This window comes from Tatumella saanichensis (assembly GCF_000439375.1).
GTDB lineage: Bacteria > Pseudomonadota > Gammaproteobacteria > Enterobacterales > Enterobacteriaceae > Tatumella > Tatumella saanichensis.
This window is the reverse complement of record NZ_ATMI01000053.1, coordinates 1-24,456: the sequence shown is the minus strand read 5'-3', so window position 1 is coordinate 24,456 and position 24,456 is coordinate 1. Positions and strand designations below refer to the sequence as shown.

Here is a 24,456-nt window from a genome sequence, read left to right as displayed (position 1 = left end):
TGACTATGCTCGTTGAGAGCGGAAATAGGTCATGGCCAGTGCTAATGCCAACACCAGTCCTTTAATGATATCCATCGCATAGTAAGGCACAGAAAGCATCACTAAGCCGTTCTGCAATACACCGAGAATGATGGCACCGATCAGTGTCCCGAGAGCATTCGGTTTACCGGAACCGCCCAAAGACAATCCAATCCATGCCGCGGCCACCGCATCCATCAGGTAACCACTGCCAGCGTTAACCTGGGAAGAGCCGATACGGGAGGCCAGCAAAATACCGCCCAAGCCGGCCAGCAGAGAGGCCAGCAGATAAGCAATCACTCGGTAACGGGTGGTGCGGATCCCGGATAGGCGAGCGGCTTCCGGGTTGCCCCCCAGCGCATACATTCTGCGACCATGCTTGGTCAGAGACAGTCCAATCTGGGTCAGCAGGGTGACGACCAGCATGATGATCACAATGCCAGGGATCTCCCCTAACCAGCTAAACCCAGCAGGAATGATCCCTTCCGCCATATCCCCGCTTGGCATCACCATATTCTGGGTGATGGAACCACCGTAACTGTAGGTCATAGCGACACCCTGCACCACAAACAGTGTTGCCAGTGTGGCTAACATATCGGGAATGCGTAATACCACAATCAGGAAGCTGTTGAACAGCCCCACCAGCAGGCAGATCGCTAAGGTAAGAGTGATGGCAGTGGCGATGCCGAAGCCGTGCCAGACAAACATCGAAATCACCAGCGCATTGGCCAGTGTTGCCGTTGAGCCTACCGACAGGTCAAAGCCACCAACGGTTAGCGAGATGGCAACCGCCATGGCGATGACGGTGACAATCGCGATCGAACGGAGAATGTTCAGTAGGTTATTGGGTTCCAAGAAACCATCTGCCGTCAGACCAAAGCCTGCCAGCAGCACCACAACTGTCAGTAACATGCCCCATTTGTAGAGAAAATCAAACAGCCGATGATGCCAGGCCGAGTTCAGGGGTAAAGCGTCAGGTTTGCTGCTCACGCAGGGGTTCCTCCGGTTGAATAAAGCAATAATAATTCTTCGTTGGCGGTTTTGCCGTCCAGCTCGGCGACGATACGCCCATCCCACAGTACACAGATCCGGTCACACAGCCCCACCAGCTCGTTAAACTCACCGGAGGCATAGATAATGCCTTTACCGCTTCTGGCCAGTTGATCGACCAGCAGAAACAGGTCGGATTTTGCTTTCACATCGACACCTTTGGTGGGCTCATCGAAAATCAGCACATCCGAGGCATTGGCCAGCCATTTCCCGATAGCCACTTTCTGTTGGTTTCCGCCGGATAGACGACGCAGTTTTTGTTGCGGGCCACGGCTACGCACAGAGAGCGTACTGATAATGTCCTGCGCCCATTGCACAGACTGACGGACACTGAAAAAGCCGCCCTTGGAAAAACGGTTATCGGCACTCACAGAGAGGTTCATCGCGATATCTTCGTCAATAAATATCCCTTCTTTGCGGCGTTCTTCCGGTACCAGGGCGATGCCATCGGCCACCGAATGAGAAGGGGAGCGGGGTTTCCACGGCTGACCTTTTAGCTGGCCGCTGTTAACCTTGCTTTTACTGGCACCGAACAGCGCCTTACAAAGCTCAGTTTTTCCGGCCCCAGCTAGACCGGCAATCCCAAGGATTTCGCCTTTATGCAAGGTCAGGTTAATTTCCTGTAATAGGCCATGGTCATGCAGTCCGTTAACACACAGCAATTCGCTGCCGTTGTGCTGTGGGCGGCGTGGCGGATAAAGATCGGTGAGGGTATGACCAATCATCTTTTCGACGATCTGTTCACCGCTCAGGGCATTCATCGGGCAGGTTTCAATCAGTTTGCCATCACGGAGTACCGTCAATTGGTCGCAGATGGTTTTCAGTTCATGAATACGGTGTGAGATAAAGACAATGGCGATCCCTTGCTGCTGTAGACGACGGACCACGCGGAACAGCTGTTCACTTTCATGCTGGTCAAGGGGGGCTGTTGGCTCATCAAGGATCAGCACCCGGCAGTCGTGGGAGAGAGCTCGAGCGAGCAAAATCTGCTGCTTCTCCGCCAGCGAGCAGCGTTCTACCGGCTGACGCAAGTCGATACTGACATGCAGCTGTTCCAACAAGGAGGCTGCCTGTCGGTAGAGTGCTCCCCAATGACACAACTGTCCTTTGGCCGCCAGGGTGTCCAACATAATATTCTCAGCGACACTGAGGGTGGGTACCAGGCCGTTATCCACTTCCTGCTGAACGATATGTATACCCGCCTGCTTTGCCTGGCGCGGACTGTGGATATTCAGGACTTCACCGTTGAGTAAGATATCACCCTGGTAATGGGCGTGTGCGCCGGAAAGGATCGCCATTAACGTCGATTTACCAGCACCGTTGGCACCTGTCAGTGCATGCACTGAGTGTCCGTGCAGGGTAAAATCGACCTTATCCAGTGCGGCGAATCCGGCAAAATTTATCGAGATATTGCGCATCTCGAGGCGATGAGCTTCAGCCATAGTGTATTCACTGTCGGGTGGTTAAACACGACAACATCCGTTGTCGCGGGTATCAGTCAGTTCCCAGCCGGTCTGACAGGGAGCATACGCTATCACAAAAACCGTCTGGACATCCAGAAGTCCAGCATTGCCAATCATATTTACTGGTTTGGCCGAGTTTATTTAGTGAATTTATCTTTATAGGGCCGTGCTTCAGCAATTTGTGTTGGTCATTAGGCTGGATACAGAATGATATCAGCAACGTAAAACATTGCCGTCATGGGCTGCTTGATAGGGCTTTTGGGGAGTATCAGAGTGACGTTCACTCGCAAAGCCGCGTGCTATGCGGTTCTATCGATCATGATCAGGATGGTTTACCCGAAATCGATAACAGCACAATGATCAGCACAGAGCTTAGCAATAAAACGCATAAAAAAAGCCAGAGACAGGCTCTGGCTTAGTGACCGCTAAGTCATGAATTATTTAGTGGGGACTTCTTTTAACAATCCAGTCAGCAGTTGCCAATAAAGATCGACGCTGCCGATATGCACCTGTTCGTCCGGCGAGTGTGGACCCGTAATGGTTGGGCCGATAGACACCATATCCAGGTATGGATAAGGCTTTTTAAACAGACCACATTCCAGACCCGCGTGGATCACCTGAATATCCGGCATTTTTCCGAACAGGGTTTGGTAGATTTCACGGGTCTTGGCCATGATTGGAGAATTTTTATCCGGTTCCCAGCCAGGGTAGCTGCCAGAGGCTGTGGTGGTAGCGCCTGCCAGTTCACCTAGTGAGGTGAGGGTATCCACCACATATTCTTTACCGCTGTCGATCAGCGAGCGGATCAGACAGAAGATCTCGCCCTTCTGTTCGCTTAAGGTGACAATACCGACGTTGAGTGAGGTTTCCACCACGCCTGGTACGGCATCAGAAAAACGAATGACACCGTTCGGCGTCGCATTCAATAGGCGCAGGAAGGTATCGCGACTGTCAGCAGTCAGTGCCTGTTGTTCGCTGTTCTGCTCTTCGGTCAGTAAAACAACGTTTTCATCTTTTGGACCCGCTTCGTGTTTCAGTAATTGCTGCGCGTCATGCACCGCTTTTTCAAAGTCTGCACGCTGTGACGGGCTTAAAGAGAGTGTCGCGAAGGCTTCACGGGGGATTGCATTGCGCAGGGTGCCACCGTTGAAGTCTATCAACTGGAAGTCGACTGTTTTCGCTAAGGTGATCAGCACGCGGGCTAGCAGTTTATTGGCATTGCCGAGCCCCATATGAATGTTGGCCCCTGAATGCCCACCACGTAATCCTTTCAAGGTCAGTTTTACTTGGGTATTGCCAGCAGCCTGGGATTCACGGCTAACAGGCAGATCCGTCACGGCATCAATACCGCCCGCGCAGCCCATATAAATTTCACCTTCTTCTTCAGAATCGGTGTTGATCAGGATCTCTGCGCGTAACCAATCTGGTTGCAAGCCAAACGCACCTTCCATACCGGCTTCTTCGGTCATGGTTAGCAATACTTCCAGTGGGCCGTGGACTACGCTGTCATCGGCCAGTACAGCCAGTGCGGAGGCCATGCCGATACCGTTATCGGCACCCAGGGTGGTCCCACGGGCTTTCAGCCACTCACCGTCAACATAAGGTTGGATAGGATCAGTGGTAAAATCATGAACGGTATCGTTATTTTTCTGTGGCACCATATCGAGGTGCGCCTGCAGTGCCACCGGAGTGCGGTTCTCCATTCCTGGCGTGGCCGGCTTACGGATCAGGATATTGCCGACATTATCACGTTCACACCACAGGTTTTTCTCTGCCGCCCACGCCATAATGTGTTGTGCTAGCGCCTCTTCATGATATGAAGGGTGGGGGATAGAACAGATGGTGGCAAAGATGTCCCAAAGGGGCTGCGGAGAAAGCTGAGAAAGTTCAGACACAATGAATACTCCTGTGCGAATACCGGAACACGACTGTCCGGAAATAAGGTATAAAAGCGGGGCGAGGCCCGAGTCAGCATAGCCTGAGGATAGCATTGTTTAGCCGGCGAAAGGCACTGCGACAAGGAAAAAAAGCCTCACAACGCAGCGGATGCTGGTTTTTAGGCCATCATATCCTTATAATCCCGCGCAAACTTTTTTACCTTGCACTTAACTTAGGCTTTTTTATTGGCCGGGACTCCTGAAAAATGAGCGAAAAATACGTCGTCACCTGGGACATGTTACAGATCCATGCCCGTACCCTCGCGAAGCGTTTGCTGCCCGTAGAACAGTGGACAGGCATTATCGCCGTCAGCCGTGGCGGTCTGGTCCCTGCAGCGCTGCTGGCTCGTGAGTTGGGAATTCGTTATGTCGATACCGTCTGCATTTCCAGCTACGATCATGATCACCAGCGCGACATGAAAATTGTTAAGCGTGCCGAAGGTGACGGCGAAGGTTTTATCGTTATCGATGACCTGGTAGACACCGGGGGTACTGCGAAGGCCATTCGTGAAATGTATTCTAAAGCACACTTTGTCACGATCTTTGCTAAACCAGCAGGACGTCCGCTGGTCGATGATTATGTGATCGATATCCCTCAAGATACCTGGATCGAACAGCCTTGGGATATGGGCGTGGCTTACATCCCACCGATCGTTAAAGACTGATAATATCTTCTGGCAGCATCCTTGAGATCAAAGGATGCTGCGTTATCTCTCCTTTCCACATCCTTCCTCGGTTACACTCCTTACTCATCATCCGGTAACGGAGTCACGGGTATGCAGAAAAAGAATCTCAGTGAAGAATTGTTCAAGCCTCGGTTTGAACATCCGGAAACATCGACACTGGTACAGCCTCTTTGTGCCCCTGCTGCGGGCACAGGCCATTCCGCGACGACAGGTCTTTGGTATCGTACGCTACTGCCGTTTCACTGGCATTTTCGAGGTGTCCCACCGCTAGAAACAAAGGAAGTGCTCTCGCGCATTGCCGCAAGTCGCCTCACCCGAACCTCTGAGCAGCAGCTGGATACGGTGCGTGGTTATCGCAATGGCAATTGGATTTATGAATGGTCGCGCCAAGCCGCTCTCTGGCAGGAGAGAGCTTTGCAGGAAACGGCGGCAGATGCGGCGGCGTATGGGTTACACGCCGCAGCGTTATTCAGTATCGCCGCCTATCCCCATCTCAGCGGCGATGAACTGTCTGACCACGCCCAAGCTCTGGGATACCGTGCCTTTGAACAGGCCATGGAGCGTTCTGCCACCTGCGTCAAAAAACTGAACCTTGAGGTTGGCTCCGGCAAAAAGGTGATGGCATTTTTGTTTCTCCCGGCACAGGCTGGTGGCCCCTACCCAACAGTGATGATGTGCGGCGGATTGGATACCCTACAGTATGATCATTTCCATCTGTTTAAGCAGTATTTGGCCCCTCGGGGATTGGCAATGTTGACGCTGGATATGCCCTCAGTAGGCTACAGTGCTCGCTGGCGTCTGACACAGGACACCAGTTGGCTTCATCAGCAGGTTTTGCAGCAGTTGGCGTCTATCCCTTGGATAGACAGCCGTAGGGTCGCCTTATGGGGACACCGCTTCGGTGCCAATGTTGCTGTTCGTCTCGCCTATTTGGAGAGTGCTCGTTTACGGGCAGTCGCCTGCCAGGCGCCGATCGTCCATAGCCTGCTCACCGATCCCTTGTTACAGCGACAGGTGCCGCTGATGTTTATGGATATGCTGGCGAGCCGTCTTGGTAAAAACTACCGTGATGACAGCATGTTGGCGAATGAACTGAGTGCATTCTCATTAAAAAATCAGGGCTTACTCGGGCGTCGCACAACGGTACCGTTACTCTCCGTCAGCGTGGCGGAGGACCCTTTCAGCCCGCCATCAGAGTCAGAACTTATCCGCCGCTCATCCAGCGCCGGTCAAATGATTTCTTTGTCGGCCCATCCAGAGATGACCTGTTGGCTGAAATGTCTGGCGCAAACCAGTAATTGGTTAGGGCAGCAATTAAAAGGGTCATAAAAGATAGGTTGCGATTATCTGTAAGTTTGCTAAAACTTGACCCTTATTCATCCGGAGGATTAGCAATGACTTTACCTGGCGGACACCCCAGAGGCCGTGTTCTGAAACGTTTTAATGAGCTGGGACCTTATCTCAGAGAAGATAAATGTGATTCACAACGTTTCTTTTTTGATTGTCTGGCGGTTTGTGTCAATGTAAAACCTACCCCCGATAAACGTGAGTTCTGGGGCTGGTGGCTGACCGTAGAAGCAAAAGAAGCGCATTTTACTTATCAATATGCGTATGGATTGTTCGATAAAGAAGGGATTTGGCAGCAAACGGATATAAAGAAAGCCGAGGATAAAGCGGCTGTTGAAAAGACCTTACAGGCCTTTTTCCCAAGACTTGAAGCCACACTGCATCAACAGGACATTTTACTTATCCCAGAGCCGGGTACAGAACAAATTATTGTTGAGGACTGATGAGTCGTTGGGGAGAGCTCTCGGCTTTCCCCTGTCAGTTGGGTGTGTCAGCGAACGTCCTGATACAGAGGCTTTATTGGGCTGTCGACGAATGCGGGATGCTTATAAACGTCATCTTTAGCGCGGATAGCCATCGTGTTCAGTTCACCGCAGTGAGCCCTTCTTTGTTTACTCTTCCATGCCGTGGCCTAGATCGAGTCCGTGCTCGATGTGCTAACCCGGCTCTTTCTACCCGCCCCGACTTTAACCTTGCGTAATCAGCTATCTTCGCGAGCCCAGATCACCTTGCGTGTTGGACGAGGTCATCTCTGTGCGATAGCCGGTTGTGTCAGCAGTATTTTTGTCCTGTTACGGTGTCGTGGCGTAACCCACGGATGAAAAAAAACTACGGTCTTGAGGGCGCATGCGACAGCCCTAAATCTGGGGGCGGCTTAAGATAAAGTGTTGGATTCCGACGCGACACCTGTTAAAAGGAAGGTTTGTTTACCTCTTTTTAATGGTAGGAAATATGAGTGGCAGTCAGACCCTAGTGGTCAAATTGGGAACCAGCGTGCTCACCGGCGGCTCACGTCGGCTTGATCGTGCACACATTCTGGAACTGGTACGGCAATGCGCGCAGGCGATCAGTGCTGGCCATCGGATTGTTATTGTGACCTCTGGAGCGATTGCTGCCGGACGTGAACATCTGGGATACCCCGAACTGCCCCCCACCATTGCGTCTAAACAGCTGCTGGCTGCGGTTGGTCAGAGTCAGTTGATTCAGCTATGGGAACAGTTATTCGGTATTTATGGCCTGCATGTCGGACAGATGTTACTGACCCGTGCCGATATGGAAGATCGTGAGCGCTTTCTGAATGCCCATGACATGCTACATGCTCTGCTGGAAAACCAGATTATCCCTGTTATCAATGAAAATGACGCGGTTGCGACGGCGGAGATCAAAGTCGGTGATAATGATAATTTGTCGGCATTGGCGGCTATTCTTTCCGGTGCCGATAAATTATTGCTGCTGACCGATCAGCGTGGACTGTTTACCGCAGATCCGCGCAGTAATCCAGATGCCAGCCTGATCACTGATGTCCATGTTATTGATGATGAACTGCGGATGATTGCCGGTGGCAGTGTTTCCGGCCTCGGCACCGGCGGTATGGCGACGAAACTTCAGGCGGCAGATGTGGCCTGTCGTGCCGGTATTGATGTGATCATTGCCAGCGGCAGTGAACCTGAGCTTATCAGTGAAGTGTTAAACGGCCAGCCGGCCGGAACCTTGTTCCACGCCCAGAAAAATCCACTGGAAAACCGTAAGCACTGGCTGTTTGGCGCACCGCCCGCCGGCTCGGTGATCATTGACGATGGTGCCCTGACCGCTTTGCTGGAGCGCGGAAGTTCTCTGTTGCCGAAAGGTATTCGTCAGGTGCAGGGAGATTTCTCTCGCGGCGAAGTGATCTCGATCCGCAGTGAGCAGGGCAAAGATATTGCCCACGGTGTGTCACGCTATAACAGCGATGCCTTACGAATGATTGCCGGTTATCACAGCCAGCAAATCAGTGAAATATTGGGCTACGAATACGGTTCGGTTGCGGTTCACCGTGACGATATGATTGTAAGTTAAGGAATTATCATGCTGGAATCGATGGGTAAAGCGGCGCGTGAGGCATCTTATCAGCTGGCGACGCTAACTACCGAACAAAAAAACCAAGTGCTGCTGACTATTGCCGGACAGTTGGAGAAAGAGTCTGCCGTGATCTTGGCGGCTAACGATGATGACGTGGCGCAAGCTCGAGCTAACGGCATGGGTGAAGCATTGCTGGATCGCCTGACGTTGACGCCAGAGCGGTTAAAGGGCATTGCCGACGATGTCCGTCAGGTCTGTAACTTAGCAGATCCCGTGGGTCAGATTATGGATGGCGGGGTGCTTGAGAGTGGGTTACGCATTGAGCGTCGCCGTGTGCCTCTGGGAGTGGTCGGGGTCATCTATGAAGCTCGTCCTAATGTGACGGTAGATGTTGCCTCATTGTGCCTGAAAACCGGCAATGCAGTGATCCTGCGTGGGGGGAAAGAGACTTGCAAAACCAATGCTGCCACCGTTGGTGTGATCCAGAATGCCTTGAAGTTGCATGGTCTGCCAGCAGGAGCCGTTCAGGCGATCGATAACCCAGATCGTCAGTTGGTGGCCGAAATGCTGAAGATGGATCGTTACATTGATATGTTGATCCCACGTGGCGGCGCAGGCCTGCACAAGCTATGTCGTGAACAATCGACCATTCCGGTGATCACCGGCGGTATCGGTGTTTGTCATTTATATGTTGATGACACCATGGACACTGAGGTCGCGCTCGATATTATCGTCAATGCGAAAAAGCAGCGTCCAAGTGCCTGTAACTCACTGGAAACACTGCTGATCGATAAAAACATTGCGGAAATCTTCCTGCCTGCATTTTGTCAGCGTATGGCAGAAGAAGGGATCACACTGCATGCGGATACCAATATTATTGACGCAGTGCGGACTTTTCTGCCGGAAGTGGTGGCCGTCAAGGCTGCTGACTATGATGATGAATGGCTGTCCCTAGACCTCAATGTTAAATACGTTGATTCACTGGCACAGGCGGTGAGCCATATCCGCGAGCATGGTACCCAACATTCGGACGGTATCCTGACCCGCAGCCTGAAAAATGCTAGCAACTTTGTTGATCTGGTGGACTCCTCGGCAGTTTATGTTAATGCCAGTACCCGTTTTACCGACGGCGGCCAGTTTGGGCTAGGTGCCGAAGTGGCGGTCAGTACTCAGAAACTCCATGCCCGAGGGCCGATGGGACTGGAAGCTTTGACCACCTATAAATGGGTTGCCTGGGGTGACGATACATTACGTCGCTGATCCTCTTACTTTTCACAGCCCGCGACTGCGGGCTGTGAGTAATATACCCTCCAATCGCCTAACGGCTGTAGTGCTGTAAGGATTACGTTAAAAACACTCCTTGCTGCAATGGATCCTCACACTCTGCGGTTTTAATCCAGGATTTTTCTTCCTGTTTTCCGGTCGGCCATCCCTCATAGTGATAAGCATCTCTTGATAAAGGAATAAATACGATGAAACGTACAACAGTGGCTTTATTGACCGGTTTACTGATTGCTAATGGTGCTGTGATGACGTCAGCGATGGCTGAACCGGGTGATCAACCAGGGCAGCCGCTACCGCATGCTGCGCAACAGGGACAACCTCACGGCGATATGCAGAGAATGAAAGGCATGCAAGGGATGCAAGGGATGCAACAACACCGCTCCCAGGACCACGGTCCTCAGCAGCATCGCGAATTCCGTCAGGGTGAGCGCTTTGAATTCCACGGCAACAATTTCCGTCGTGGCCATGCGATGCCAAAACCTTACCGTGGTGATCAATACCGTGTTAATGACTGGCGTGCGCGTGGCCTGACACAGCCACCTCAGGGGCACTACTGGGCGGCGGTTAACGGTAACTATGTCCTGATGGCGGCGGCCACTGGCATTATTACCTCAATTATTCTTAACGGTGCGGTCTCGCACTGATAAATGAAGTACACCGGATCACCATTTCCGGAGGATAAACGATGAAAAAACTTACCTGTGCGCTATTGAGTGCCACTGTGTTAGTCAGCAGCGCACTGAGCGTTTTCCCAGCCAGTGCTGATCAGCCAGGCCCGTGGCATCAGGACGGTGGTAGTCCCCGTGGTGGTCATGACGGACATCATGGTGGACCGGGAGGGGAGCAAGGTGGTCCAGGTGGACATCATGGCGGTCCTTCTGGTCCTTATGGTGGCGCTGATCGCTTTGCCGACGGTCCCCATCATGGTGGTTTTGGCAACCCGCATGGCGGTCCAGGCGGTGGACCGCGTTGGCATGAACATCGTCACGGCGGTGATTTCGCCTGGCGCGGTCATCGCTTCGCTCCTGGGCGGCCGATGCCTGCTGGCTTCTACGGCCCGCACTATCGAGTTGATGACTGGCGCGGACGCGGCTTACCGGCCCCCCCACCGGGTAACCGTTGGTCGTATATCAACGGCAACTATGTGTTAGTGGCTATTGCCACTGGGGTAATCACCTCAATTATCCTCAATCAGGCGTTTCAGCACTAACGCCATCAAAGCCCGCCAGGAAGACCTGAGTGGGCTTTTTACTGCCCGTTATTTGTCTATCTGCCTGACTTAACCAATGAACTAGCCGTTGCTGATTCTCATCCTGAACACTTTCCGGTGGCTGTAATAACCGATAAGACGCCCCGGTTCTTACTCTTTGTGTATAAGGGGCTACCAGCCGTCCCTGCGTGATTTCAGGCTCTGCAAGGCGAATATCCGCAATCGCAATCCCAAACCCCTGACAGGCGGCATTCAGTGCCAGATCCATGGTATCGAAGTGCTGGTTGCGCAACATTGTAGCTTTTAGGGGGCTGTGCTTCAGCCACAGTTGCCAGTCACGGGTATCACGGGTCGGATGTAAAAAGGTAAGTTGCTGTAGGGCCAGAGTAGGATCAGCAGAAGAAAAATGGCTGGCCATCACCGGTGTTAGCTCTTCATCGAATAATTTGGTCCCTTCGTTTTCATCATGGCCATAGATAATGGCTGCATCAAAATCTTCCAGCCGGCGTCGGTGGTCGAGGGTGGTGGTCAGCGCCACATGAATATTCGGATACTGTTGTTCGAAACTGACCAGTTTCGGTACTAGCCAGCGCATCGCGCAACTTGGTGCTTTCAATCGTAGCTGACGTGGTGCTTGTCGGACATCATCGGTAAGACGGTACAGTTGTTCCAGTAACGAACCTAATTTGGGTAATAGACGTTCTCCCCCAGGGGTCAGTGTCAGACCACGGGCATGACGATGAAATAATGGAAAGCCAAACCAGGCTTCCAATGCAATGATTTGCCGACTGACCGCACTCTGAGTAATGCATAACTCTGTCGCCGCCCGAGTTAGGTTTAAGTAACGGGCGGTGACCAAAAATGTTTGTAGTCCGTTGATGGGTAAGTCGCGTCTAGACATGGCTCCCTCAGCTATGCAAAAAACTCATGGCTATTATGCCAACATTTCGCTTGTGCTCCTATTGGTGTAGCCGTTGAATAGCTCATTATTCCAAGCTCACTGTCGCCATCACTTAGGAGTGAATAATGTCTATCCCTTCCGCTGTGTCGTTGTCTTCCAAGCTCCCAGATGTCGGGACTACCATTTTTACGGTGATCGGCGATCTGTCGGCTCGACACAAGGCGATCAATCTTTCTCAGGGTGCCCCAAACTTCCCCTGCGATCCCCAGCTGGTACGTGCAGTGAGCCAGGCGATGGAGGCGGGCCATAACCAGTATGCACCAATGGCGGGATTATTGGTCTTACGTGAGGAAATTGCCGGCAAAGTCAGCGCGTTATATGGCCGTGACTATGATCCGGGTAGCGAGGTCCTGGTCACCGGCAGTGCCAGCCAGGGGTTGTTTATGGCGATTTCTGCGTTGGTTCATCAGGGGGATGAGGTTATTTTCTTTGAACCGGCCTTCGACAGCTATGCGCCTATCGTCCGCCTGCAGGGTGCGACGCCGGTAGGCCTGAAACTGACGGTGCCGGAGTTTAGGATTGACTGGCAGCAGGTGGCAGCGGCCATTACGCCGAAAACGCGGATGATCATTATTAACAGTCCGCACAACCCTGGTAGCCAGGTTCTGACCGCGGACGATCTGCAGCAACTGGATAGATTAACACGGGATACCGATATCGTGATCTTGTCTGATGAAGTGTATGAGCATGTGCTGTTTGATGGTCATAAACATTTCAGCATGGCGACTCACCCCTCGTTAGCAGAGCGTAGCGTCATCGTTTCATCGTTTGGTAAAACCTTCCATGTGACGGGCTGGCGGGTAGGCTACTGCTTGGCTCCAGCCGACATTATGGATGAAGTGATTAAAATCCATCAGTTTATGATGTTCTCCGCGGATACACCAATGCAATGGGGCTTCGCAGAGTACCTGCAACATCCGGAACATTATCTGGGCTTAGCTGCGTTATATCAAAAGAAAAGGGATTTACTGGCATCGTTGTTGGTGGACTCTCCTTTCCAACTGCTGCCGTCACAAGGGTCTTTTTTTATGTTGGCGGGTTACGGACATTTAAGTCAGGATGCGGACAGTGATATTGTTAAGCGTCTGATTACCGAGTGCGGTGTGGCGACTATTCCTCTGTCAGCCTTCTATACCGACGGTACTGATAACAAGTTTATCCGTTTGTCATTTGCTAAGGACGATAACACCTTACTGGCAGGTGCTGAAGCACTGTGTCGCTTCATGCTGTGATGCGCCCACGGGCCTGGCAGAGCGTAGGCCCACGACCGATCACAATCACTACCCGTCACTGGGAAAAATAATAACCATCACTATCAGGGTTACAGGACTATGCAAAATAAAATGAAAGCCGTGTGGGTGGCCTTAGGCCTATGTACCGCATTCCATGCCTTTGCGGAGGGAACATTACGTTACGGTTTGGAATCGCAGTATCCGCCATTTGAAAGCCGTAATGCCCAAGGTCAGTTACAGGGCTTTGATATCGATTTAGGTAATGCGATCTGCCAGAGCGCAAAAGTGAAGTGTCAATGGGTTGAAAGCAGCTTCGATGCCCTGATACCGGCGCTGGAAGCGAAAAAATTTGATGCGATCAACTCTTCAATGAACATCACGGCCGAGCGTGAAAAGAGCATTGATTTCACTCAGCCGATTTACCGTATCCCGACCATGCTGGTGGCTAAAACCGGGGTTATTAAAGATGCCAATATTAGCTCTCTGAAAGGGAAGAATATTGGTGTATTGCAGGGCTCTATCCAAGAAACCTATGCCAAACAGCATTGGGAGCGTCAGGGGGTCAATGTCGTCTCTTACCAAGATCAGAACCAAGTGTATAACGATATGGTAGCCGGTCGTCTTGATGGAACGGTAGTGATGTCTGCCGCGGGCCAAGCCGGATTCTTGGATAAGCCGCAGGGTAAAGGCTTTGCTTTTGTCGGCAAACCTCTGGAAGACGATGTCATCCTGGGCAGCGGAATTGGTTATGGTCTGCGTAAGGGTGACACAGCACTCAAGCAGGAACTGGACAGCGCTATTACTACCGTGCAGAAAAACGGTACGGTTACCAAGCTGGCGGCTAAATACTTTCCAGGTATTGATGTCAGCGTGAAGCCGTAATCTGTTTAATTGACTGAGGCCCTTGCACAGGGCCTCTTCTTTCCCTGACCTCTTTTCATATCCACTCGCTGTTTTCTCCGCAAAAAAAAACATCGTTTTCAAATCTCAGCTATCAATTATTTCAAACAGTTACCATTAAGGTTGCAAAGTAATATTTACACTTGTTTGTATTTGGTCGATATTAAATGCCAGCTGTAAACATTATGGTACACCGATGGATTGAAAACTTTACTCTCTGTGGTAGGCTGTCTCTGCGCTAACCCGCGTCAGGCAAGAGCCGTCATACAACAGGATGCTAATCATGCAAAAAGATGCACTGAATAATGTACACATTACCGAAGAGCGGGTAATGATGACCCCGGATCAGCTAAAAGCACTGTTTCCGCTGAGCGACGCGCAGCAGCAGCAGATTTCTGCTTCGCGGAAGGTAATTTCTGACATTATCGCAGGGCGTGACAAGCGCCTGTTAGTGGTGTGTGGTCCTTGCTCTGTTCACGATCCTGACGCGGCTATTGAGTATGCACAACGCTACAAGGTGCTGGCCGATCGTTACAGCGATAGCCTCTGTCTAGTGATGCGGGTCTATTTCGAAAAGCCGCGTACCACCGTAGGTTGGAAGGGGCTTATCAATGACCCACATATGGATGGCTCATTCGATGTTGAGCAGGGGCTGAAAATTGCACGTGAATTATTGGTTAAGTTGGTAGAAATGGGATTACCGCTGGCGACCGAAGCTTTGGACCCGAATACCCCGCAATACCTCGGCGATTTATTCAGTTGGGCAGCGATCGGTGCCCGTACCACTGAATCTCAGACCCACCGGGAAATGGCCTCCGGCCTCTCCCTACCAATCGGCTTTAAAAACGGTACTGATGGTAGCCTGAGTACGGCTATCAATGCGATGCAAGCCGCAGCAATGCCACACCGCTTTATGGGGATTAACCAAGCAGGGCAGGTATCGCTGTTACAGACCCGCGGTAATCCGGATGGGCATGTGATCCTCCGTGGCGGAAAAGTACCGAACTACGGGCCAGAAGACGTTGCGGCCTGTGAAAAAGAGATGCAGAAGGCGGGTCTGAAACCGGCATTAATGGTAGATTGTAGCCACGGGAATTCGAATAAAGACTTCCGCCGTCAGACTCTGGTGGCTGAATCCGTCATGGCACAAATCAAAGACGGTAACCGTGCCATTATGGGTCTGATGCTTGAGAGTCATCTTCATGAAGGGAATCAGTCTTCGGAACAACCACGGGCAGAGATGCGCTACGGTGTCTCGGTGACTGATGCCTGTATCAGTTGGGAAACAACAGAGACCTTGTTGCACGATATACATCAGGATATGTGTACCGCGTTGCAGGCGTTATAAGGGGTGTTTTAAGTCATGGTGGCTGAGCTGACCGCACTGCGCGATAAAATTGATGAAACAGATAAAGCCTTGCTGGAATTGCTGGCCAGGCGCCTTGAATTGGTAGCAGAAGTCGGTGAAGTCAAAAGCCGTTATGGATTACCTATTTATGTGCCGGAGCGTGAAGCCAGTATGTTGGCCTCTCGACGTCAGGAAGCGGAACAGTTGGGGGTTCCGGCTGATCTTATTGAGGATGTACTGCGCCGGGTAATGCGCGAGTCCTATTCCAGTGAGAACGACAAAGGTTTTAAAACTCTTAATCCAGATCTCGGGCCGGTAGTGATTGTCGGCGGGGAAGGGCAGATGGGCCGGTTATTCGGTAAAATGCTGACATTGTCTGGCTATCACGTCCGCTCGCTGGAGAAAGACGATTGGCCGCGGGCCGAGGAATTGCTGGCGGATGCCGGAATGGTGGTGATCAGTGTCCCTGTGCACCTTACGGAGAAGGTGATCCATCAGTTGCCGCCATTGCCGGAAAACTGTTTGTTGGTGGATTTATGTTCGATTAAAAATAAGCCGTTGCAGGCGATGCTGGCTGCCCATTCTGGGCCAGTACTGGGTTTACACCCGATGTTCGGACCAGATTCAGGGAGTTTAGCCAAACAGGTGGTCGTTTGGTGTGATGGACGTCAGCCAGAATCGTACCAATGGCTATTAGAGCAGATCCAGGTTTGGGGGGCTCGATTGCATCGAACCAGTGCGGTAGAGCATGACCAGAATATGGCCTTTATTCAGGCACTGCGCCATTTTGCCACCTTCGCCTATGGTTTACATCTGGCGGAAGAGAACGTCGATCTGGAGCAGTTACTGGCATTATCATCGCCGATCTACCGTCTGGAACTGGCGATGGTCGGGCGGCTGTTTGCTCAGGACCCGCAACTATACGCAGACATTATTATGTCGTCAAAAAGTAATCTGGCGCTGATAAAACGTTACTATCAACGCTTTGGTGAAGCGATAAGCGTATTAGAAACCGGCGATAAAGCCGAGTTTGTTGATAGCTTCCGGCGTATTGCTCACTGGTTTGGCGATTACGCCAGCTCCTTCCAAGCCGAAAGCCGTGGACTGCTGCGCTCCGCCAATGATAAACGTCAATAAGCATAATGCGACCAGCAAAAAGGGCACCTATTGTGTGCCCTTTTGATTAGCTTGGATTGACCGGTATCACATCTTCTCCGGGGTAACAGCCTAGCACCTTAATAAAGCGGGTAAGGGCCGTCAGTTCTTCCAGAGCTTGCTGCATCTCAGAGGAGTGAATATTGGCTTGAACATCCAAGTAAAACATCTCCTCCCACGGATTGCCGTGGATGGGACGAGACTCCAACTTGGTCATTACCAGCCCTTGCTTGCGTAGCACCATCAGTGCATCCACTAAGGCACCGGATTGCTGACCAGTTGCCATCAGTAAGGTGGTTTTTGCTGGAACCTGATCCGATACTCGTACCGGTTTGCGTGCCAGTACGATAAAACGGGTCATATTCTGCTGCTGGTTGGCCAGTTGGCGCTCCAGAACCTGTAAATCATAAAGCCCGCCACCGGCCTCGCTGCCGAGGGCAGCTACCCGGTTATCCTGTAACTCTGCCACTTTCTCCATGGCAGCAGCAGTACTCTCGGTATATTCAATTTTCCAATGCGGAAAGCGGTTAATGAATTGGCTGCATTGCTGGAATGGCTGTGGATGGCTGTAAACGGTAGTGATATCGTCCAGCGATGTCTGTTCGGCGACGAGTACACAGTGGTCGATAGGCAAGGTAATTTCACCGACGATATGCAAACGGGTATGTTGCAGCAGATCATAGACATCATTAATTGAGCCGGAGCTGGTATTTTCCAGCGGCAACACCGCATAGTCAGCCAGACCAGCATCCACCTGTTGCAGAATATCGGCAAACTTACTGCAGCCTACTTCGGTCATATGGGAAAAATGGCGGGTAGCATATTGGCGGGCGGCCAGGTGAGAGTAAGAGCCTTTAGGGCCTAGAAATGCAACTCTGGCGCTGTTTTCCTGAGACTGATTTAACGCTTTCTGCAGCAATGCCTGTTGAGTTAATACTGACTCTTCAATAATGAGCTGAAAGACACGGGTAATGTAGTGACTTTCCAGTGACAGGCTACGACCTTTTTCGGTCAGCTTTTCCAGGAGTTGTTTTTCCCGATCGATATCACGGATCGGGCGGTGGGTTGTCATTTTATATTTGCCGACGGCCACGGCTATTTGTTGACGTTCTGCCAGCAAGGTCAGTAGCTGTTCATCCAGACGGGTAATTTTTTCCCGTAACTGGTCTAAAGAGGGCTCTGCACTCATCTCTGTCACCTGTGTTCCTGTTATTTTATACCCAATAAAAAAGCCCCCCGATTGGGAGGCTTTTCTGTTCGTCTTCTCATTCATTCTTACAGGACGAAACCTCTCCCAGGGTCAGTGGGGGTTAAAAAAGAATGAGAAGAAAAACATCAGAGGTTGCATAGTAAAATCCCTAGATAATAGACTCTGAGAGTAACTTCTGGCAGGTAGCGCGTCAATAAAAAACGCGCCCGGTGGGCGCGTCTGTAAACTTATGGAATTATTCAGCCGGGATAATGTCTTTCACGCTGGCAGAGGCACGACGGGCTTCGCCTTTATGCTGAACTTTGTTCAGCTGGCGTTCGAGTTTGGCCAGCAGGTCATTAATCGCGGCATACATATCGTTATGTCGGCCGGTGGCGACCAGCGGGCCATTCGGCGTATTAATGGTGGCATCGGCCACAAATTCACTGGGCTCTTTCGACAGAACAATATGCGGATTGATCAGCGGGGTCTGCCATTTTTCGAGCTTGGTCAGGCGGTCTTCAACATGGCTACGAATAGCGTCGGTAATGTCCATTTGTTTGCTGGTGATGTTGATCATCATGTTGCTTACCTCTCTGTCGTTACCATTGAATTGATATTCAGATTAACGTTACAGAACAATAATAATGTGATCTAGATCACAAAATAAAGTGGCGTAGGATTAATTGCAAAAATTCTCAGAGTTTCCTGAGGAAATGGCAAATAGTGATTGAATCCGGATAATTTTCCGGCCATTATTGATGGGATAAGGTCATAAAAAAAGCAGCCGATTGGCTGCTTTTTGTCGTTTAAAAGTCAATCTGCCTGAATAAATCAGTGTTTCTGATTATCCGCAATCAGGCGGGCAACTTTATCTGCTTCCGCGGTTAACTGCATCTGGCGATAGGCATTTTCCATCAGCGGTAAGGCTTCACGGGTAGCACGAGTGTCTGGATAATTACTCAGCATATCTTGTACACGGTTAACAACCGCGACATAGGCCCCGCGTTTGGTATAGAATTGCGCCACTGACAGTTCATGTACAGACAAACGGTCCTTTAAGGCGATCAGACGCAGTCTTGCATCGGCGGCATATTGGCTGTTTGGGTAACTCTGAAGCAGCTGTGAGAAATCGGTGAATGCCTGACGGGCATAAGCCGGATCCCTGTCTGAACGATTAATACCAAAGAAGTGTTGCAGGGCAGAGTCATCCATAGACATGTCTGTCAGGCCCTTCATATACATGACATAGTCGATATTAGGATGCGTAGGATTCAGCCGCATAAAGCGGATGATAGTGGCCTGCGCCATTGGCATATCGCCATTTTTGTAATAGGCGTAGATAAGATCCAGCTGCACCTGCTGTGAGTAAGGGCCGAAAGGATAACGATTATCCAACGCTTCTAATTGGGTGATGGCCGCTTTAAAATTCCCGTCCTGCAGTTTCTGCTGGGCGGTTGCATAGATCACTGAAGGAGGGTTGTCCGGGACAATGTCTTTAGAGCCGGAACACCCTACCAGTGCCAGGCCCAGAGTGGCAACGGCCACCAGATGTTTCATACGCGTCATGACGAAATGGTTATCCTCAAAGTTTTAGCGGAAGCTTTCTATGAAGCATCCATGGATGATCAGCTAAGATAGCACATTATAGTAAACGGCTTTGCCGTAAAACCCAACGTTAACGAAAGAAGCTTATATGGCACAACAAGTACAACTCACCGCGACAGTCTCCGAAGCGCAACTTGGACAACGCTTAGATCAGTCTTTAGCGGAATTGTTCCCTGATTATTCACGATCGCGGATAAAAGAGTGGATTTTGCAGGGCCGGGTCACGCTTAACGGTACAGTGATCACTATTCCTAAAGAAAAAGTCCTCGGCGGTGAGCAGATCAGCATTGATGCCGAAATTGAAGAGGAACAGCGCTGGGAAGCGCAGGATATCGCATTGGATATTGTCTATGAAGATGACGATATCTTGGTGATTAATAAACCGCGTAATCTGGTGGTCCACCCGGGAGCCGGTAATCCTGATGGCACTGTCCTGAATGCCTTGTTGCATCATTATCCGGCGATTTCCGATGTGCCCCGTGCCGGAATTGTTCACCGTCTGGATAAAGACACCACCGGTCTGATGGTGGTAGCAAAAACCGTTCCGGCGCAGACCCACTTGGTGGATAGCCTGCAGCGCCGCGAAATCACCCGTGAATATGAAGCGGTGGCAATTGGGACCATGACGGCGGGCGGTTTTGTCGAAGAGCCTATTGCTCGCCACCCGACCAAGCGTACTCATATGAGTGTGCATCCAATGGGTAAACCGGCGGTTACTCATTACCGGATCATGGAACATTTCCGTGCGCACACGCGTCTGCGCTTGCGTCTGGAAACGGGCCGTACTCACCAGATCCGTGTGCATATGTCACACCTGACGCACCCGCTAGTCGGTGATCAGTTGTATGGTGGTCGTCCTCGCCCGCCGAAAAATGCCTCTGATGAATTTATCGCGGTACTGCGTCAGTTTGACCGTCAGGCGTTGCATGCCACTATGTTACGCCTGTATCACCCGATTACCGGTATCGAAATGGAATGGCATGCGCCATTACCTCAGGATATGGTTGAGCTGATCGATGCGCTGAAGGCGGATACCGCTGAGCATCGCGATGAAATGGACTGGCTGTGAGTACATTGATCATCCCTGACTGGCCGGCACCGGCACGGGTCAGATCTTGCTCAACAACCCGGCACGGTGGTTTCAGTGAGGGGGCTTATCACAGCCTGAATCTTGGCGCCCATGTGGGGGATGACCTTGCTACTGTCGAGAAAAACCGTCGCCAACTCTGTTCACTGGCGGGTTTACCGGCCATGCCACACTGGCTAAATCAGGTGCACGGCACCCAATTGGTCACCTTACCGGGTAATGCCAATTCTGTGCCTGACGCTGATGCGGTGACTACCACACAGACCGGTCAGGTCTGTGCCGTCATGACGGCGGATTGTCTGCCCGTGATTTTCTGTTCGGCAGACGGACTGCAAGTCGCCGCCGCCCATGCAGGCTGGCGTGGCCTGTGCAATGGGGTACTGGAAAATACGCTGGCAGGCTTTCGGGTACCGGCCAGTGAAATATTGGCGTGGATGGGACCGGCCATCGGCCCTCAGGCATTTGAAGTTGGCCCTGAGGTCCGCGCAGCCTTTCTGGCGCAAGACAGTGCGGCCACACAGGCGTTTACCGCCACGGCGGACGGGAAATATCTGGCGGATCTCTGGTCTCTGGCGCGTATGCGGCTCCATCGGGCTGGGGTTAAACAGATCTTCGGTGGCGGGTTATGCACTTACAGCGGAAGTGATGATTTTTTCTCCTACCGTCGCGAGAGGGTGACCGGACGTCTGGCAACTTTGGTATGGCTGTTATAACCTTAGCCCTCGGACGATCCTGATTGTGTAGTTTTTCTTATTTTTTAGGTCGGAAAACTTGAATATGTTGGCCACAGGCCTCATTTAATCTCCAGTAGCATTTCGACCTTTAACAGGAGGAATTATGCGTCTGGATCGTCTAACTAATAAATTTCAACAGGCGCTGGCTGATGCACAATCGCTGGCCCTCGGCAATGACAACCAATTTATCGAACCTCTTCATCTGATGAGCGCACTGCTGGCTCAGGAAGGAGGATCGCTGCATCCTTTACTCTCCTCTGCCGGACTTGATGTAACGGCAATTCAGGGGAAAATTACCGAAGCTGTAAAACGACTACCACAGGTCCAGGGCAATGATGGTGATGTCCAGCCCTCTGCAGACCTGATCCGCGTCCTGAACCTGTGCGACAAACTGGCACAGAAACGCGGCGATTCTTATATTTCATCTGAACTGTTTGTTCTTGCTGCGCTGGATTCACGCGGTGCTCTCGCGGATATTCTGAAATCTGCCGGAGCCAGCAGTGAAAAACTCACCACAGCCATAGAACAACTGCGTGGGGGCGACAACGTGAACGATCAGGGTGCTGAAGATCAGCGTCAGGCATTAAAAAAATATACCATTGATCTGACCGAACGGGCAGAGCAGGGCAAACTCGACCCAGTGATTGGGCGTGATGAAGAAATCCGCCGCACTATTCAGGTTCTGCAACGCCGGACCAAAAATAACCCCGTGCTGATTGGTGAGCCTGGGGTCGGTAAAACCGCAATAGTAGAAGGCTTAGCACAACGTATTATTAACGGTGAAGTGCCTGAAGGCCTGAAAGGGCGTCGGGTACTGGCGTTGGATATGGGGGCTCTGGTCGCCGGTGCCAAATTCCGTGGTGAATTTGAGGAGCGTCTGAAAGGGGTTCTGAACGACCTCTCAAAACAGGAAGGTAATGTGATCCTGTTTATTGATGAACTGCATACTATGGTAGGTGCCGGTAAAGCGGATGGCGCAATGGATGCCGGTAATATGCTGAAACCGGCATTGGCCCGCGGTGAACTTCACTGTGTCGGGGCAACGACCTTAGATGAATATCGTCAGTATATTGAGAAAGACGCTGCGCTGGAACGCCGTTTCCAGAAAGTGCTGGTGGATGAGCCAACTGTTGAAGATACCATTGCGATTTTGCGTGGTTTGAAAGAACGCTATGAGCTGCATCACCATGTGCAGATCACTGATCCGGCGATTGTTGCGGCAGCGAACCTGTCACATCGTTATATCGCTGATCGTCAGTTGCCGGATAAAGCCATCGACCTGATCGATGAAGCCGCCTCTAGCATTCGTATGCAGATTGACTCGAAACCTGAATCTCTGGATCGCCTGGAAAGACGTATTATCCAGTTAAAACTGGAACAGCAGGCACTGAAAAAAGAGTCCGATGATGCCAGCGTTAAGCGTCTGGAGATGCTGGAAACTGAACTTGACCAGAAAGAGCGTGAATATGCCGAACTGGAAGAGGAGTGGACCGCTGAAAAAGCCTCATTAAGCGGCACCCAGAATATTAAGGCCGATCTGGAACAGGCGCGTATCGCGCTGGAACAGGCTCGTCGTACTGGCGACTTGGCTGAAATGTCAGAACTGCAATATGGCAAAATCCCTGAGCTAGAAAAACAGCTGGCGGCAGCGACCCAGGCAGAAGGCAAATCCATGAAGATGTTGCGTAACCGCGTAACCGACACGGAGATTGCTGATGTGCTGGCGCGTTGGACCGGTATTCCGGTAGCCAGAATGCTGGAAGGTGAGCGTGATAAGCTGCTGCGTATGGAAGAAGAACTGCACTCGCGGGTAATTGGTCAGAATGAAGCGGTAGAGGCGGTGTCTAATGCTATCCGCCGCAGCCGTGCCGGACTGTCTGATCCCAATCGTCCTGTAGGGTCATTCCTGTTCCTGGGGCCTACCGGTGTCGGTAAAACCGAGTTATGTAAATCTCTCGCGGATTTCCTGTTCGACAGTGATGACGCGATGGTGCGCATCGATATGTCGGAGTTTATGGAGAAACACTCAGTATCCCGACTGGTGGGGGCACCTCCTGGATATGTTGGTTATGAAGAGGGCGGATACCTAACAGAAGCGGTGAGACGCCGTCCTTATTCCGTCATTCTGCTTGATGAAGTTGAGAAAGCACATCCGGATGTGTTCAATATTTTGCTGCAGGTCCTGGATGATGGTCGCCTAACCGATGGTCAGGGCCGTACCGTTGATTTCCGTAACGCGGTGATCATCATGACCTCAAACCTGGGTTCAGACATGATCCAAGAGCGGTTCGGTGCCTTGGACTATGCGGACATGAAAACGCTGGTAATGACTGAAGTTAGTCAGCACTTCCGTCCAGAGTTCATTAACCGTATAGATGAAGTGGTGGTGTTCCATCCGCTGGGGGCTGAGCATATTGCCTCTATTGCACGCATCCAGCTGCAGAGACTGTACCAACGTCTGGAAGAGCGTGGCTTCGACTTGCATATTAGTGATGAAGCACTGAAGCTGTTGGGTGAAACCGGCTTCGATCCTGTTTATGGCGCGCGTCCTTTGAAACGAGCTATCCAGCAGGAAATCGAAAACCCGCTGGCACAACAGATTCTGTCAGGGAAATTGCTGCTAGGTAAAACCATTGAGATGGATGTACAGGACGGTGTGATCGTCGCCCATCAGTAAGCGGTAATAGCTGTATCCTTAAAAAGCGGACGTTTATCGTCCGCTTTTTTTATGTTTATAGGCTGTTTTGCCGTCTTTTAGTACGAAGCGTATGAAAAAGCGCCATTCAGAAATTAATTTCAAATAAACCCTTGTCAGAAAAAATTAACTCCCTATAATGCGCTCCCACTGACACGGCAAAGCGCGATGCGCTGCGGCGTGACAGGGACTGAAGCGATTCGGTCCGGAGAAAAAATCATGAAAAAGTGATTGACTCCTGAGGTGAAAAGAGTAATATACGCCACCTCGCAACAACAACCTAAACGGTTGAGTTGCAACGCTCTTTAACAATTTATCAGACAATCTGTGTGGGCACTCGCAAGATTGATATCAACGTCCTCGGACGTAAAATATATCAAGTCTTAAGAGTGAACTCATAATGAAATTCATTATGAGTGTTTTACACTTGAGCATCGCTTAAACATGTTTTAAGCAAATCAAACTTTAAATTGAAGAGTTTGATCATGGCTCAG

At 51.2% G+C, this 24,456-nt stretch carries 21 protein-coding genes and 1 other annotated feature; of the genes, 14 read left to right on the top strand and 7 right to left on the bottom strand.

All coding sequences use genetic code 11. The features are described from left to right. Positions 1-3: 3 nt before the first annotated feature. The 3 genes from DW47_RS0114640 to pepD form a co-directional block, all read right to left on the bottom strand. Positions 4-1,008, bottom strand: a complete 1,005-nt coding sequence (locus DW47_RS0114640) for an ABC transporter permease (protein WP_029687166.1) — start codon at positions 1,006-1,008, stop codon at positions 4-6. Continuing rightward, complete coding sequence (locus DW47_RS0114635) at positions 1,005-2,510, bottom strand: sugar ABC transporter ATP-binding protein (protein ID WP_029687165.1); 1,506 nt, start codon at positions 2,508-2,510, stop codon at positions 1,005-1,007. The genes DW47_RS0114640 and DW47_RS0114635 overlap by 4 nt, the downstream gene beginning before the upstream one ends. Before the next feature lie 458 nt (positions 2,511-2,968). After that, positions 2,969-4,426: a beta-Ala-His dipeptidase gene (gene pepD / locus DW47_RS0114630; RefSeq protein WP_029687164.1), complete on the bottom strand. Its 1,458-nt coding sequence runs from the start codon at positions 4,424-4,426 to the stop codon at positions 2,969-2,971. Positions 4,427-4,674: 248 nt separating this feature from the next. Here pepD and gpt point away from each other — a divergent pair, with 248 nt between their 5' ends. The 7 genes from gpt (at position 4,675) to DW47_RS0114595 (ending at position 11,053) form a co-directional block, all read left to right on the top strand. After that, the gene (gpt, locus tag DW47_RS0114625) at positions 4,675-5,133 is read left to right on the top strand and encodes a xanthine phosphoribosyltransferase (protein ID WP_029687163.1); all 459 of its coding nucleotides are present in this window, start codon (positions 4,675-4,677) and stop codon (positions 5,131-5,133) included. Between the two features lie 111 nt (positions 5,134-5,244). Next, complete coding sequence (frsA, locus tag DW47_RS0114620; protein WP_029687162.1) at positions 5,245-6,483, top strand: esterase FrsA; 1,239 nt, start codon at positions 5,245-5,247, stop codon at positions 6,481-6,483. Between the two features lie 65 nt (positions 6,484-6,548). After that, positions 6,549-6,944 (top strand): sigma factor-binding protein Crl, encoded by a 396-nt coding sequence (gene crl, locus DW47_RS0114615; RefSeq protein ID WP_029687161.1) that lies wholly within the window; start codon positions 6,549-6,551, stop codon positions 6,942-6,944. A 508-nt stretch (positions 6,945-7,452) separates the two neighbouring features. Beyond that, the gene (gene proB / locus DW47_RS0114610; protein WP_029687160.1) at positions 7,453-8,556 is read left to right on the top strand and encodes a glutamate 5-kinase; all 1,104 of its coding nucleotides are present in this window, start codon (positions 7,453-7,455) and stop codon (positions 8,554-8,556) included. A 9-nt stretch (positions 8,557-8,565) separates the two neighbouring features. Further along, entirely contained in the window at positions 8,566-9,819 is a 1,254-nt protein-coding gene (proA, locus tag DW47_RS0114605; RefSeq protein ID WP_029687159.1) for a glutamate-5-semialdehyde dehydrogenase, read from the top strand. A gap of 212 nt (positions 9,820-10,031) precedes the next feature. Beyond that, entirely contained in the window at positions 10,032-10,487 is a 456-nt protein-coding gene (locus DW47_RS0114600; RefSeq protein ID WP_029687158.1) for an RcnB family protein, read from the top strand. Positions 10,488-10,528: 41 nt separating this feature from the next. Next, positions 10,529-11,053, top strand: coding sequence for an RcnB family protein (locus DW47_RS0114595; RefSeq protein WP_029687157.1), 525 nt, complete (start codon positions 10,529-10,531; stop codon positions 11,051-11,053). Here DW47_RS0114595 and DW47_RS0114590 read toward each other — a convergent pair. After that, positions 11,031-11,954, bottom strand: a complete 924-nt coding sequence (locus DW47_RS0114590) for a LysR family transcriptional regulator (protein ID WP_071846663.1) — start codon at positions 11,952-11,954, stop codon at positions 11,031-11,033. The genes DW47_RS0114595 and DW47_RS0114590 overlap by 23 nt on opposite strands. A 125-nt stretch (positions 11,955-12,079) precedes the next feature. On the opposite strand from DW47_RS0114590, the gene DW47_RS0114585 reads away from it, so the two are divergent. From DW47_RS0114585 to tyrA, 4 genes are all read left to right on the top strand, one after another. Further along, positions 12,080-13,246 (top strand): methionine aminotransferase, encoded by a 1,167-nt coding sequence (locus DW47_RS0114585; protein ID WP_029687155.1) that lies wholly within the window; start codon positions 12,080-12,082, stop codon positions 13,244-13,246. Positions 13,247-13,345: 99 nt separating this feature from the next. Next, complete coding sequence (locus tag DW47_RS0114580) at positions 13,346-14,128, top strand: ABC transporter substrate-binding protein (RefSeq protein ID WP_029687154.1); 783 nt, start codon at positions 13,346-13,348, stop codon at positions 14,126-14,128. Between the two features lie 301 nt (positions 14,129-14,429). Continuing rightward, on the top strand, positions 14,430-15,494 hold the full coding sequence (locus DW47_RS0114575) for a 3-deoxy-7-phosphoheptulonate synthase (protein WP_029687153.1): 1,065 nt from the start codon (positions 14,430-14,432) through the stop codon (positions 15,492-15,494). Positions 15,495-15,509: 15 nt separating this feature from the next. Further along, complete coding sequence (gene tyrA / locus DW47_RS0114570; RefSeq protein ID WP_029687152.1) at positions 15,510-16,631, top strand: bifunctional chorismate mutase/prephenate dehydrogenase; 1,122 nt, start codon at positions 15,510-15,512, stop codon at positions 16,629-16,631. Positions 16,632-16,677: 46 nt separating this feature from the next. Here the strand turns inward: tyrA and pheA are convergent, their stop codons facing one another. The 3 genes from pheA to bamD all read right to left on the bottom strand — a co-directional run bounded on the left by pheA (position 16,678) and on the right by bamD (position 19,407). Beyond that, complete coding sequence (gene pheA / locus DW47_RS0114565; protein WP_029687151.1) at positions 16,678-17,838, bottom strand: bifunctional chorismate mutase/prephenate dehydratase; 1,161 nt, start codon at positions 17,836-17,838, stop codon at positions 16,678-16,680. A 33-nt stretch (positions 17,839-17,871) separates the two neighbouring features. Next, positions 17,872-17,998: a sequence feature (Phe leader region), on the bottom strand. Positions 17,999-18,094: 96 nt separating this feature from the next. Next, complete coding sequence (gene raiA / locus DW47_RS0114560; RefSeq protein WP_029687150.1) at positions 18,095-18,421, bottom strand: ribosome-associated translation inhibitor RaiA; 327 nt, start codon at positions 18,419-18,421, stop codon at positions 18,095-18,097. Between the two features lie 251 nt (positions 18,422-18,672). Next, positions 18,673-19,407, bottom strand: a complete 735-nt coding sequence (gene bamD, locus DW47_RS0114555; RefSeq protein ID WP_029687149.1) for an outer membrane protein assembly factor BamD — start codon at positions 19,405-19,407, stop codon at positions 18,673-18,675. Between the two features lie 127 nt (positions 19,408-19,534). On the opposite strand from bamD, the gene rluD reads away from it, so the two are divergent. The 3 genes from rluD to clpB all read left to right on the top strand — a co-directional run bounded on the left by rluD (position 19,535) and on the right by clpB (position 23,944). Continuing rightward, positions 19,535-20,515 (top strand): 23S rRNA pseudouridine(1911/1915/1917) synthase RluD, encoded by a 981-nt coding sequence (rluD, locus tag DW47_RS0114550; RefSeq protein WP_029687148.1) that lies wholly within the window; start codon positions 19,535-19,537, stop codon positions 20,513-20,515. After that, positions 20,512-21,246, top strand: coding sequence for a purine nucleoside phosphorylase YfiH (gene yfiH / locus DW47_RS0114545; protein ID WP_029687147.1), 735 nt, complete (start codon positions 20,512-20,514; stop codon positions 21,244-21,246). Before rluD ends, yfiH begins: the two co-directional genes overlap by 4 nt. Positions 21,247-21,370: 124 nt before the next feature. After that, positions 21,371-23,944, top strand: a complete 2,574-nt coding sequence (clpB, locus tag DW47_RS0114540) for an ATP-dependent chaperone ClpB (RefSeq protein WP_029687146.1) — start codon at positions 21,371-21,373, stop codon at positions 23,942-23,944. The last annotated feature ends 512 nt before the right edge of the window (positions 23,945-24,456 follow it).